Below are 11,749 nucleotides of genomic sequence, written 5' to 3'. Positions count from 1 at the left end.
CAAGCCAACTTTTTGCTCTACGTATGTCTACTCCCCTCCATCAGTTACCGGCGCACACTGCCCATTCGCGTACCCTTATCCACGTAGTCGTTGAAACGCCCCGGGGCGAACGTAACAAAGTAGCGTTTGAACCCGAGCTAGGTGTGTTTATGCTGAAGGGGGTGCTACCGGAAGGCCACACCTTTCCCTACGATTTCGGCTTTGTGCCCTCTACCCTAGCGGAAGACGGCGACCCACTCGATGTTCTGCTCCTGCTGGATGCTCCCACTTTCGCGGGTTGCGTAGTAGAAGCTCGCCTGATTGGTGCGCTTGAGATTGAGCAGCGCGAAGACGATGGCTCCATTGTGCGCAACGACCGGCTGTTAGCCGTGGCTGCTAATGCCCGCTTGCACAAAGGCATTCACGAAATCACGGACCTTTCCGGCGAAATGCTCCACGAAATCGAGCACTTTTTCAGCTCCTACAACTCCGTAAAAGGCGGCGAGATTAAAGTACTTCACCGCGTAGGCTCAAAAAAGGCCCACACTTTGTTGGCGCAAGCTTTGGTTTAAGCACCAGCAAGCCACGAAAAAGCGGGTCCTACCTCACTCAAGGTGAAGTAGGACCCGCTTTTTCATGTCAGAGCTAGCAAAAGAACCAATTACTACCCCAGGCTGCGGTACCGAACCCGCTTGGGTTCCACGTCGCCAAGGCGCTTTTTCTTGGCTTCCTCGTAGTCGGAGAAGTTACCCTCGAACCACACTACCTGCGAGTCGCCCTCGAAGGCTAGGATGTGGGTAGCCAGACGGTCCAGGAACCACCGGTCGTGACTGATGATTACGGCGCAGCCGGCGAAGTTCTCCAGAGCATCTTCCAGGGCCCGGATGGCATTCACGTCTAGGTCGTTGGTAGGTTCGTCGAGCAGGAGCAGGTTGGCCCCTTGCTTGAGGGTAGTAGCTAGGTGCACGCGGTTCCGTTCGCCACCTGACAGGCTGCCTACTTTCTTCTCCTGGTCGCCGCCGCGGAAGTTGAAGTTGCTCACGAAGGCACGGGAGTTTACCTGCCGGCCCGCGAGCAGCATAGTCTCCGTGCCGCCTGAAATCGTTTCGAACACCGACTTGTTGGGTTCCAACGTGTCGTGTTGCTGGTCTACGTAGGCGGTTTGCACCGTGGGGCCAACCACGAATGTGCCGGCGTCGGGCTGCAACTGGTCGGTGATGAGGCGGAACAGGGTAGTCTTGCCCGCGCCGTTTGGCCCAATGATGCCCACAATGCCACCCTGGGGCAGGTTGAACGACAGGTTCTCAAACAGCAGCTTGTCGCCAAACGCCTTGGTCAAGCCTTCGGCTTCGATTACCTGAGCTCCCAGGCGCGGACCGTCCGGAATAAATAGTTCTAGTTTCTGCTCCTTCTCCTTGGCGTCCTCGTTCACCATCTTATCGTAGCCAGCAAGGCGGGCCTTGCTCTTGGCCTGACGGGCCTTGGGCGCCATGCGCACCCATTCCAGCTCGCGCTGTAGGGTTTTCTGGCGCTTACTCTCGGTTTTCTCTTCCTGAGCCAAGCGGCTGGCTTTCTGCTCCAACCACGAAGAATAGTTGCCCTTCCACGGAATACCTTCACCGCGGTCCAGCTCCAGAATCCAGCCGGCCACGTTGTCGAGAAAATACCGGTCGTGGGTTACGGCAATGACGGTGCCTTTGTACTGTTGCAAGTGTTGCTCCAGCCACAGCACGCTCTCGGCGTCGAGGTGGTTGGTTGGTTCGTCCAGCAGCAACACGTCGGGCTCTTGCAGCAACAGGCGGCACAGGGCTACGCGGCGCTTCTCCCCCCCGGAGAGGTTGCCAATAATGGCATCTGGGGCGGGGGTGCGCAGGGCGTCCATGGCACGCTCCAGCTTGCTGTCGAGGTTCCAGGCATCGAGCTGGTCGAGGCGCTCCTGCACGGTGCCTTGGCGCTCCAGCAGCTTGTCGAAGTCGGCATCCTCAGCCCCGAAGGCCTCGTTAATTTCGTCGAATTCTTTGAGCAGCGCTACGGTTTCGGCAGTGCCTTCCTGCACTACTTCCAACACGGTTTTGGCAGGATCAAGCTGGGGCTCCTGCTCCAGGTAGCCCACGGTATAGCCCGGAGACCATACCACGTCGCCCTGAATTTGCTTGTCAACGCCAGCAATGATCTTCAGCAACGAAGACTTACCCGAGCCGTTAAGACCGAGCACGCCAATCTTGGCGCCGTAGAAAAACGAGAGGTAGATGTTTTTGAGAACCTGCTTCTGAGGGGGGTAAATCTTACTTACCCTCTCCATCGAGAAAATAATGGTAGGTTGGTCGCTCATATGAAGGATGTACTAGCGTGCGAAAGACATGTAAAAGCCGATGAAAAGTCGGGCCGTGGCCGATTTATGAAGTTGTGTAGCCCAATTTGCTTCCTATTTTGCGGATGTAAATTCTACTACTACTCAACCGAAAAACGATAAGAGGTATTCGCTCCTACCTGTATCTTGGGTCCTGATGATAACCGCGTTGGCTTTCTGTGCGTAGCCTCACAGTGCTATAACGGCAGTTTTGCAAACGAAACGGGAGCTTCCGTCTGCTAAGCTGTTGGCCAAAGGTAGGCAGCACTGTGAAAGAATCCACGACCGCCCACGACTGAGGAATTTGTCGACAAACCGTAAACTTGTACACCCTTTTGGCTTAACCTCCGACCTTTCCACCTATTCGCTCCCCTCTATCTGATTATGGAACAACACGACCACCTGCTGGCCGAAGCCCGTCGATACGGCTACATCGAGGGCGACCAGGTGTGGCTTCGTCCACTACTAGACCTACCGGCCCGTCAGGTCGGCCAAGTCAAAGAATCGGCTGATGCCTCGCTGGTATACTTCGCCCAGCGCTTCGGGCTCTTTCGCACTAAAGTGGAAGACCTTCTCCAGAAGATTGAGGAATCTGAAAACAAAGGCTCTTTCCTCATGAAAGCCCTGCACCTCAAGGAGCAGGTAGCAAGCTATGATGCCCTGGGTGACTTTGAAGGCCTACACCGCCGCCTTACGGAGGCCGAGGAGGGCATTAAGGTTACTATCGGCCGCAACCGCGAGAAAAACCTGGCCACCAAGATCAGCCTAATTCAGGAAGTAGAGGCGCTAGCCGATACCATTGACTGGCAGGCCGGCAGCGAAAAGATCAAGGACTTGCGCCAGGGCTGGATAAAAACCGGCCCCGTAGAGAAGCACCTCATCGACGAGCTGGAAGCACGCTTTCAGGCGGCCGTAGATACGTTCTTTGCGCATAAAAAGGAGTTCCTGGCCGAGAAGAAGGCCATGACCAACCGCGTATACGACCGGTACAAAGAGCTCATTCACAAGTCAGAGGCCCTGCAAAACTCAAACGAGTTTGAGGAAACTACCCGCAAGCTGAAACAACTTCAGCAGGAGTGGAAGGAAATTGACGGCTCTCTCCCCCGCAAGCAGGCCAACGACCTGTGGACACGTTTCCGCGCCGCCCATAACCACTTCTTTGAGCGCCTGAAAGTGCACATCGAAAGCAAGCGTGCTGAGCAGCAAACCGCCTCCCCTGGCGAAGATAACCTCAGCCGCAAGCGGGCCCTCGTAGCCGAAGCTCAAGCCCTGCTAAAGCGTCCCATGTCGGAGGCCGTGTCGCGGGCTAAGGAGCTGCAAGCTGCTTGGAAGAAAGTGGGTCCCGTACGCGGCGAAGAATCAGACCGCGTGTGGGAACAGTTCATTTTGGCGTGCGATAAGGTATTCGAATTAAGTGCCTTGGAGCACTACATTCGTAAGCGCCAACCTGGTGCTGAGCCCGGCACGCCCCAAGATCAGACCAACCAGCGCATTCTGGCGCTACGCGACTTCATCAAGCACGACCGCCAAGAGCAGGAGGTGCTAGAAGAGAACTTGGGCAAGCTCAACGACTCACCTGGCAACGACGCATTCCGAACCATGCTGCAAGGGAAGATTCGCGCTTTCGAGCGGAAAATTCGCACCAAAAACGACCTAATTGAGATGCTACGCCAGCGCTTGGCTAGCTAACCCAACTTTCGGCTACGTTTTACGTTGTCGTTTTCCGAAGCAACCCTGCACCTGTAACGGTGTCAGGCCTCATACACCGGCCGGATATTTGCGGCCGCCCACTTTTTGCCAACCTTTTTTTAGTAGCACACACGACTATGTACTGGACCCTAGAACTTGCTTCGTATCTGGAAGATGCGCCCTGGCCTGCCACCAAGGATGAGCTCATTGATTATTCCATCCGCTCGGGCGCTCCGATGGAGGTAGTAGAAAACCTGCAGGCTCTGGAAGACGACGGCCAGCCTTACGAGAACATTGAAGAAGTATGGCCGGACTACCCGACCAAGGAAGACTTCATGTTCAACGAGGACGAGTACTAGTACTGAATACTTGGCCTATAGAGCATACGCAGCACAATGAGTTCCCAGCAGAACACTGTAGATGCCGGGGCTCATTCCCGCGAATTCTCTAGCGCTCAAGCTTCTTTAGCAATAGACAACCTGATTGCGGGGTACGGACAGCGCGTCCTGCTCCGCAATTTGTGTTTTACAGTACCCGAGTCGGCCTTTGTTGCCATTGTGGGACATAATGGTAGCGGCAAAACCACACTGTTTCGTGCCCTTACGGGCCAACTGGCTTATCAAGGTACGGCGCACGTGCACGGGCAAGACTTGCGCCAAGTGCACCGTCCCGCTGCCAGTGGCTTGCTAGCTCACTTACCTCAACGTGGCAATGTAGGGTTCTCCATATCGGTGCGGGAGCTAGTTGTGATGGGCCGCTTCCGCCACCATCGTTTCTTGAGCTCATATTCAACTCAAGATTATGCCCTGGCTGATGCGGCACTAACACAAGTAGGGGCGGTTCACTTAGCCAACCGTGACTTTACACAGCTTTCGGGTGGGGAACAGCAGCTTGTGTGGCTGGCCCAGCTTAGCTTGCAAGATGCAGCTCTCTATCTGCTTGACGAGCCCACCCAGCAGCTTGATGTGTACTACCGCCGCCGCGTATTCGACCTACTACAGGCCTGGGTCACGCAGCAGCACAAAACCATTTTGTGCATCACCCACGACCTTGATAACCTACCTGCGTTGCGGGGCTACCTCTTGAATTTATCGGCTCCTACGCCTACCCTACTGCCCCTCACTGCCGCAACCGTGCAAGAGGCCAAGACCTACTTGGAAAGCGAAGACAGCCTAACGGTAGTATAGCGGGGCAGGCTTGGTAAGAAAGCGTAGCAGTGCGTTTTGCTACTTCCCACGCTGCCCAGGCCGGCCGCGCAGCAGATGCCCAATGGAACGTAGGAAGGGCCAGGGTGTCACGGAGTTCATCACCTGCAAATTCTCCCAAGGCGAGGTGCGCTCATCCAAGAAATCAAAGATGCGCTCCACCGAATTGCGTCGAAATAGCTCCGTAAAGATGGCCCGGGTTTGCTCACCGTTCCGCTGCATAATGTCAAGCAGCAGCGTATCAAAAACGTGAAACTGCCACTTGTCGCCGGTAAGATCCTGCGGAGGCTTGCCGGTAGACGCTAGCGCCGCCACCAGCCGCGCCGAGTGGGCCTGAATGCGCTTAAAAGCATACCCTGTGCTGGGTTTAGCCCGACCCGCCCGCGTACCCAGGTTAATGATGCTAGGGCCTGCTCCTGCTGGCAAGGGATGGTCGGTCATGGGAATAGCGCCTACTTCCTCCGCTTCAATGCGGAAGTGCCCTACTCCTAGCGTGGTATGCAAGTAGTCGCGCATGGCGGCTTCGTATTCTGGCTTGGGCAGCGTAGTGCCAGAAAATAGCGTGTACTCTACTAAGGCTTTGCGTGGGCTGAATGGTAGCACATACATAAACCTAGCCTCCTGGTGCTGCTCGCCCCGAAAGTCCATGAATTCTACCGTGGTCGGGTCGAACACATCCTGGTCGGTTTCTACCTCCCAGCCCACAAAATGCTGAAGTAGGTAGCGGTGCTTGCTGGGGTTCTGTTGTATCTGCGGGGGGCGGCTATCAAAGGCGTAGCGGGCCGTAAATTCCCCTGCTGAGGTGGTGGCTTGTACCCCTCCGCTGGCCGCAGCTTGCACCTGATGCACAGTAGCGGTACACCATGTAAACTGAGGCTGGCTGGCTAAGGCCTCCCGGACGTGTGTGTAGAAGTCGAGGCCCCGAATCATTTTGTACTGGTGGCGCGCCAGAGGAAACACTTGCTCAAACCAAGGGCTGCGAAAGGCTATTTTCTGCCACTCGTGCTTAACTATAGAATCAAATAGCGTAGGTTCATCCGTCCAAAACGACCACGTCCGGTCATTTTGGTCTTTTGCCTCGGGCTCCACTAGCAGCACCCGTTTCTGTGCCAACCGTGGCTCTTGGCTGATATGATACGCCAGGCTCAAGCCCGCTGCTCCGCCTCCTATAATGAGGTAGTCATAATCACGTACGGTGGCAGAAGTAGGCATACAGGAGGCAGTAAGTCAGACGAAGATAGGGGCAAATAAAAAGCCGGACGTAACCGTCCGGCTTCCTACCTACTATGGTATATACGGCCAACAGCCGCGCTTAGAAGTTTGGCGAGAGCAAGTACTTGGAGTAGAATTCATCAATGATTTTCACCGCGTCCGCCGCGTTATCCACAATCTGCACCAGATGCATGTCCTCAGGAGAGATGTTGTGCTCCTCGTGCAGCATCACATCTTCAATCCATTTGAACAGGCCGTTCCAATAGGCTGAGCCCACCAATACAATGGGGAAGCGGCCAATCTTCTTGGTCTGAATCAGGGTAATAGCTTCGAATAGCTCGTCGAGAGTGCCGAAGCCGCCCGGCATACCAATGAAGCCCTGGGCGTACTTCACAAACATCACCTTCCGGACAAAGAAGTAGTCAAAGTTAATAACCTTGTCTGGGTCAATGTAAATGTTGTGAAACTGCTCGAAGGGAAGCTCAATGTTCAATCCTACCGACTTGCCTCCTTCGGAGCGGGCCCCTTTGTTACCGGCTTCCATGATGCCGGGGCCGCCGCCCGTAATAACGCCGTAGCCGTGGCGTACCAGCTTAGCCGCAATTTCTTCGGCCATCTGGTAGTAGGGGTTTTCTGGCTTCGTGCGGGCCGAGCCAAAGATGGAAACGCACGGGCCGATCTTGGTCATCTTCTCGAAGCCCTCCACGAACTCGGCCATTACTTTAAAGATCTGCCAAGAGTCGGCAATCTTTATTTCATTCCAGTCTTTATCTACGAACGCCTTGCGAATGCGCTGCTCATCGTCTAGCTGTACGGTACGCTCGCCGTGCGTTTGCTCACGAATATCACTGATAGTCTTTACTTTATTATCGTTGACATCGGGTTGAACGATAGTCTGCCCGCTGCCGGCATTTAGGGCTTGGTCGGCCGCTTTGGTGCGGCTGGTTTTTTTAAGCTTTGACATACACTACGCTGGAAAAGAGGTGGCACGGGCGGCCAGTAGCACAGGGCCACTGGAGATGTGGGATAACCCAGGCCAGGGTACAAGAATTAAGAAAAGGGCAAAAAGAAGGCCGCCCACGGAAGGAAGGCGACCAAAAATAGCGGGCGGCAAGTTAACAATTTGTTAATATCAGCCTAGTTGATGTGGCTAAATTGTTACTGCTTTCGCCCGCTCGCCTAAATGGATTTATTGAGCCCGAATGGCAATAACCGGGTCGAGATTGGAAGCTAGCACTGCCGGAATAATGCCCGCCAATACCCCAATGACAACCGATACGGTAAGCCCCAAGGAGATATTACTGGCAGTGAGGAACAGGGGTAGAGCATCCTGAGGGATAAGCGTAATTAGGAATACGAGTAAGATACCCGTTGCGCCACCCAGCAAACACAAGAACACAGCCTCGAATAAAAACTGGAATAGGATGAAGTAGTTTTTGGCGCCTAACGATTTCTGAATCCCAATGATGTTGGTGCGCTCCTTCACCGACACAAACATGATGTTGGCGATACCAAAGCCCCCAACCAGCATAGCAAAGGACCCAATAACGGCACCCGCAATGCCAATTACAGAAAACAGTTGGGTAATAGCGTTGGCCAGCATCTCCGGCCGATTCAGGGCAAAATTGTCTTCGTCGCGGGGCTGCAAGCCGCGAATGTTGCGCATGGTGCCCTTCAGTTCATATTCCAAGTCCAGCAAACCGGGGTCCTCATCAGTTCCTTTCACGGCAATGGTAGGCGCTACGCCGCCCATCCCATTGGTGCTTAGCGCGAACATCTTGGTGAACATTCCGAAGGGAATCAGGCAGTTCGTGTCGTTGCTGGGGGTGTCCAGCAGCTTCTTTCCCTCCTTTTCCATCACCCCTATCACCACAAACTTCTGCCCCCGCGTTTTGAACTCTTGGCCCAACGCCGACCGACCAGGAAATAAGTTCTCGGCAATGGTAGCACCAATAATGGCCACGTTGCGCGCGGCATCTACTTCCTGCTGGGTAAAGTAGCGCCCTTCCACCACGGGCACGTCCGACACCTGCCGATAATCAAAGCTGGCCCCTTGCAGATTACAGCTTTCCATGCTGTTGGTTCCTGCCCGAAACAAATTGCCGCTGGTACTGGCAAAAATGGCAATTCCCTTGTTGTTGGGGCCTAAGCTGCGCTGCAGTTCCCGAAACTCACGCACCGTGGGCACTGGCCGTTTAAAGTATTTCCACCAGGCAAAATTTCGGTCAAATACCCAGGGCCACTTGTTTACGTAAATCACCTTATCGCCCACGAAAGTCATACTCTGCCGAATATTGGCTTCGAGCGAATCGACCACGGTGAATACGGCAATAATGGCAAAGATACCCACCGTGACGCCCAGTAGAGAGAGAATGGTGCGTAGCAGGTTTGATTTCAGGGCTTGCCACGCAAAGCGGAAACTCTCCAAAGTGAGACGCAGAGCTTTCATGCAGAAACGGAGGTTCAGCTGGACGTGGGAAGGGCAATAAGCAGATTTCGGGCGAAAAGTAACGATTATTCCGACGCTAATCAGTACTTTTGCGGCTCAATTTTTTCATTAGGTTCCCCACCTATTGCCTTATCTGGCCTATGAAACTGACCGAGTTCAAATTTGACCTGCCTGAAAACCTGCTGGCGCAGCACCCGGCCAAAAACCGTGACGAGTCTCGTCTGATGGTACTGCACCGCGACAGCGGCAAGATTGAGCACCGTGTATTCAAGGATATCATCGAGTACTTCGGCGACGGCGACGTATTCGTGGTGAACGATACCAAAGTATTCCCAGCCCGCCTCTACGGCAACAAAGAGAAAACGGGAGCTCAGATCGAAGTGTTTTTGCTTCGTGAGCTGAACAAGGAGATTCACCTCTGGGACGTGTTGGTAGATCCAGCCCGTAAAATCCGGGTAGGCAACAAGCTTTACTTCGGCGAATCGGATATGGTAGCCGAGGTGATTGACAACACCACGTCGCGCGGGCGCACCATCAAGTTTCTATTTGATGGCTCCGATGAGGAGTTCTACAAGGCCCTGCACGACTTAGGCGAAACCCCCATTCCAAAGGAATTTATTCCGCGTGAAACGGAAGCTGCCGACAAGGAACGTTACCAGACCATCTACGCTAAGCACACGGGTGCAGTAGCAGCCCCATCGGCGGGCTTGCACTTCACCCGCGAAGTAATGAAGCGCCTGGAAATCAAAGGTGTAGACGTTGTCCCGGTAACCCTACACGTAGGCTTGGGTACGTTCCGCCCCGTTGACGTGGAAGACCTGACCAAGCATAAGATGGACTCCGAGAACTTCATCGTACCAGCCGATTCGGCTACGGTGGTAAACCGGGCCTTGGATGCCAAGAAGCGGGTATGTGCCGTGGGTACTACCTCCATGCGCGCCATGGAGTCGTCGGTATCGGCGCACTCTCGCCTGAAGCCAACTGAAGGCTGGACAGATCGGTTTATCTTCCCTCCGTATGACTTCAAAATCGCCAACGCGCTGCTGACCAACTTCCATACCCCGGAAAGCACGCTGATGATGATGGCCGCTGCCTTTGCTGGCTACGAGCTTCTAATTGAAGCGTACCAAACGGCTATTAAAGAGAAGTATAAGTTTTTCAGCTATGGCGACGCCATGCTGATTCTCTAAACCGAGCACATAACTGTCAGGCAGCACAGCATCCGCCTTACTAGTTTGCCTAAAAATAAAGGCCCAGCCGTTTCTAACGGCCGGGCCTTTATTTTTACCCAGAACTGTTCATCAACTCTTATTTCTTGCTTGGCTTTGTCATCTGCTGCCGCTTCCGCTCCCACTCAAACTCCACGCTTTGCTATCCTAGTGGCTGGCGGCAGCGGAACCCGCATGGGAGCCGACCGTCCCAAGCAGTTCTTAGAACTGCGGGGTGAGCCAGTGCTACTGCACACACTACGGCGTTTTTCGGAGGCAGCATTAGGAGTGCAAGAGTGCATAGTGGTGCTGCCGGCGGCGCAGTTTGAGACGTGGCAACAACTATGCACCCTGCATCACATCAAGCTTCCGCACACGGTAGTAGCCGGAGGCGAGTCGCGCTGGGCTTCCGTGCGCAATGGCCTAGCCCACCTCAACGCACAACCGGCCGGCATCATAGCAGTGCATGATGGCGTGCGCCCACTTACTCCACTAAGCGTTATTGAAGCCACCTATGCGGCGGCGGCGGTACATGGCGCTGCCATTGCAGCCGTCACGCCTAAAGACTCGGTGCGAGGCTTAAGCAAAGAAGGCTCCTACGCGCTTGACCGCTCACGCTTGCGCTTGGTGCAAACGCCCCAGTGCTTTGAATTGGGCCTGTTGCGTCGGGCCTACCAGCTGCCAGAGTTGTCTACCTTCACCGATGATGCTAGCGTTGTGGAGGACTTGCACCCCATTCACATAGTACCCGGCGACTACCGCAACCTAAAGATCACCACGCCCGAGGACTTGTTGCTAGCAGAGGCACTACTGGGTTAGTGCGGGTAAATGACCTGGTATTTTCTATAGCTAACTAAATATCAGATAGCTTATTAGGTTACAAAAGAGAGGGAGCTAAAGTGCCCCTCATCTGGAAGCAAGCTCCAGGGCGGGAATGTTGTAGGCTACCAATGGCGGCCATCTGAGAACTGCTGTATTTCCAACTGGCAATCTCAACTCCGCCTACGAGGGGCCGTATAGCCTGCAATACCTCTCATTTGCAGCTAATACCCCGCCTCTATGACCTTCTTTCGCCGCTTTTCTGCTGTTACCCTACTGCCGCTCCTGGTTGCCTGCTCCGGCGGGGAAAGCAATAAGGACCCCGTAGCTGAAGCGAAGTTCAAAAACGAGAGCCGCATCAGCAACGAGGCTGTTACGAAGAAGCAGGAGCAGGATGCCGAGTATGTGGTAAATTCTGCGAATCGCAACATGTTCATCCAGGAAATCAGCCAGGTAGCCCAGCGGAAAAGTACTTCGGCCAACGTAAAATATTTGGCCCAGAGCCTGATAGCTCAGCACACTACTGCTCAAACGGCTTTGCAAACCTTAGCAGCACAAAAAAGTCTGATACTGCCCAAAGGTTTGGGAGGCGACCAAGCTGACCAAGTGGGTGAGTTGGTGGCCCTCACTGGCGCGGCCTTCGACAAAAAGTACGCTGAACTACTTGTCAGAACACACAAGATGGCTATTGAAGCCGCTGATGATATGCGCGAGGAAGCTTACGACGGTGATATCCGCACCTTTGCCGACCAGCAGGTGAGCACGCTCAAGCAGCATTTAGAAGCAGCTGAACAGTTAGAGGATCAACTCGATAAGTAGTTTCTGCGTACCCTACCTC

At 54.3% G+C, this 11,749-nt stretch carries 11 protein-coding genes; 7 read left to right on the top strand and 4 right to left on the bottom strand.

What is annotated here, in order from left to right:
- Window positions 1-23: 23 nt before the first annotated feature.
- Complete coding sequence (locus CHB83_RS15210) at window positions 24-551, top strand: inorganic diphosphatase (RefSeq protein WP_089333233.1); 528 nt, start codon at window positions 24-26, stop codon at window positions 549-551.
- Window positions 552-643: 92 nt separating this feature from the next.
- Here CHB83_RS15210 and ettA read toward each other — a convergent pair whose 3' ends face one another.
- A complete protein-coding gene (gene ettA / locus CHB83_RS15205) occupies window positions 644-2,311 on the bottom strand; it encodes an energy-dependent translational throttle protein EttA (protein WP_055562376.1) in 1,668 nt (555 codons plus the stop codon).
- Between the two features lie 402 nt (window positions 2,312-2,713).
- Between ettA and CHB83_RS15200 the strand changes: the two genes are divergently transcribed.
- The 3 genes from CHB83_RS15200 (at window position 2,714) to CHB83_RS15190 (ending at window position 5,205) form a co-directional block, all read left to right on the top strand.
- Window positions 2,714-4,018, top strand: a complete 1,305-nt coding sequence (locus tag CHB83_RS15200; protein WP_089333232.1) for a DUF349 domain-containing protein — start codon at window positions 2,714-2,716, stop codon at window positions 4,016-4,018.
- A gap of 137 nt (window positions 4,019-4,155) precedes the next feature.
- Window positions 4,156-4,377 (top strand): DUF2795 domain-containing protein, encoded by a 222-nt coding sequence (locus CHB83_RS15195; RefSeq protein WP_019948259.1) that lies wholly within the window; start codon window positions 4,156-4,158, stop codon window positions 4,375-4,377.
- A gap of 36 nt (window positions 4,378-4,413) precedes the next feature.
- A complete protein-coding gene (locus CHB83_RS15190; RefSeq protein ID WP_245855367.1) occupies window positions 4,414-5,205 on the top strand; it encodes an ABC transporter ATP-binding protein in 792 nt (263 codons plus the stop codon).
- 39 nt (window positions 5,206-5,244) lie between these two features.
- Here CHB83_RS15190 and CHB83_RS15185 read toward each other — a convergent pair whose 3' ends face one another.
- From CHB83_RS15185 to CHB83_RS15175, 3 genes are all read right to left on the bottom strand, one after another.
- Window positions 5,245-6,435 carry a lycopene cyclase family protein gene (locus tag CHB83_RS15185; protein ID WP_089333231.1) on the bottom strand — a complete coding sequence of 397 codons (1,191 nt, stop codon included), beginning with the start codon at window positions 6,433-6,435 and terminating at the stop codon, window positions 5,245-5,247.
- 100 nt (window positions 6,436-6,535) lie between these two features.
- Window positions 6,536-7,399: an LOG family protein gene (locus CHB83_RS15180; protein ID WP_089333230.1), complete on the bottom strand. Its 864-nt coding sequence runs from the start codon at window positions 7,397-7,399 to the stop codon at window positions 6,536-6,538.
- A gap of 225 nt (window positions 7,400-7,624) precedes the next feature.
- Window positions 7,625-8,884, bottom strand: a complete 1,260-nt coding sequence (locus CHB83_RS15175) for an ABC transporter permease (protein WP_045687180.1) — start codon at window positions 8,882-8,884, stop codon at window positions 7,625-7,627.
- Window positions 8,885-9,024: 140 nt separating this feature from the next.
- On the opposite strand from CHB83_RS15175, the gene queA reads away from it, so the two are divergent.
- The 3 genes from queA (at window position 9,025) to CHB83_RS15160 (ending at window position 11,730) form a co-directional block, all read left to right on the top strand.
- Entirely contained in the window at window positions 9,025-10,074 is a 1,050-nt protein-coding gene (gene queA / locus CHB83_RS15170; protein ID WP_045687181.1) for a tRNA preQ1(34) S-adenosylmethionine ribosyltransferase-isomerase QueA, read from the top strand.
- Between the two features lie 135 nt (window positions 10,075-10,209).
- Window positions 10,210-10,911: a 2-C-methyl-D-erythritol 4-phosphate cytidylyltransferase gene (locus CHB83_RS15165; RefSeq protein ID WP_245855366.1), complete on the top strand. Its 702-nt coding sequence runs from the start codon at window positions 10,210-10,212 to the stop codon at window positions 10,909-10,911.
- Between the two features lie 240 nt (window positions 10,912-11,151).
- Entirely contained in the window at window positions 11,152-11,730 is a 579-nt protein-coding gene (locus tag CHB83_RS15160) for a DUF4142 domain-containing protein (RefSeq protein WP_089333229.1), read from the top strand.
- The last annotated feature ends 19 nt before the right edge of the window (window positions 11,731-11,749 follow it).

It is taken from the genome of Hymenobacter mucosus, assembly GCF_900188255.1.
GTDB classification, from domain to species: domain Bacteria; phylum Bacteroidota; class Bacteroidia; order Cytophagales; family Hymenobacteraceae; genus Hymenobacter; species Hymenobacter mucosus.
This window is presented reverse-complemented; position numbering and strand designations above follow the sequence as displayed.

Bases quoted from the DNA above. Each gene is read 5' to 3' on its own strand.
- CHB83_RS15210 (WP_089333233.1), top strand. From the start codon at position 24: ATGTCTACTCCCCTCCATCAGTTACCGGCGCACACTGCCCATTCGCGT.
- ettA (WP_055562376.1), bottom strand. From the start codon at position 2,311: ATGAGCGACCAACCTACCATTATTTTCTCGATGGAGAGGGTAAGTAAG.
- CHB83_RS15200 (WP_089333232.1), top strand. From the start codon at position 2,714: ATGGAACAACACGACCACCTGCTGGCCGAAGCCCGTCGATACGGCTAC.
- CHB83_RS15195 (WP_019948259.1), top strand. From the start codon at position 4,156: ATGTACTGGACCCTAGAACTTGCTTCGTATCTGGAAGATGCGCCCTGG.
- CHB83_RS15190 (WP_245855367.1), top strand. From the start codon at position 4,414: ATGAGTTCCCAGCAGAACACTGTAGATGCCGGGGCTCATTCCCGCGAA.
- CHB83_RS15185 (WP_089333231.1), bottom strand. From the start codon at position 6,435: ATGCCTACTTCTGCCACCGTACGTGATTATGACTACCTCATTATAGGA.
- CHB83_RS15180 (WP_089333230.1), bottom strand. From the start codon at position 7,399: ATGTCAAAGCTTAAAAAAACCAGCCGCACCAAAGCGGCCGACCAAGCC.
- CHB83_RS15175 (WP_045687180.1), bottom strand. From the start codon at position 8,884: ATGAAAGCTCTGCGTCTCACTTTGGAGAGTTTCCGCTTTGCGTGGCAA.
- queA (WP_045687181.1), top strand. From the start codon at position 9,025: ATGAAACTGACCGAGTTCAAATTTGACCTGCCTGAAAACCTGCTGGCG.
- CHB83_RS15160 (WP_089333229.1), top strand. From the start codon at position 11,152: ATGACCTTCTTTCGCCGCTTTTCTGCTGTTACCCTACTGCCGCTCCTG.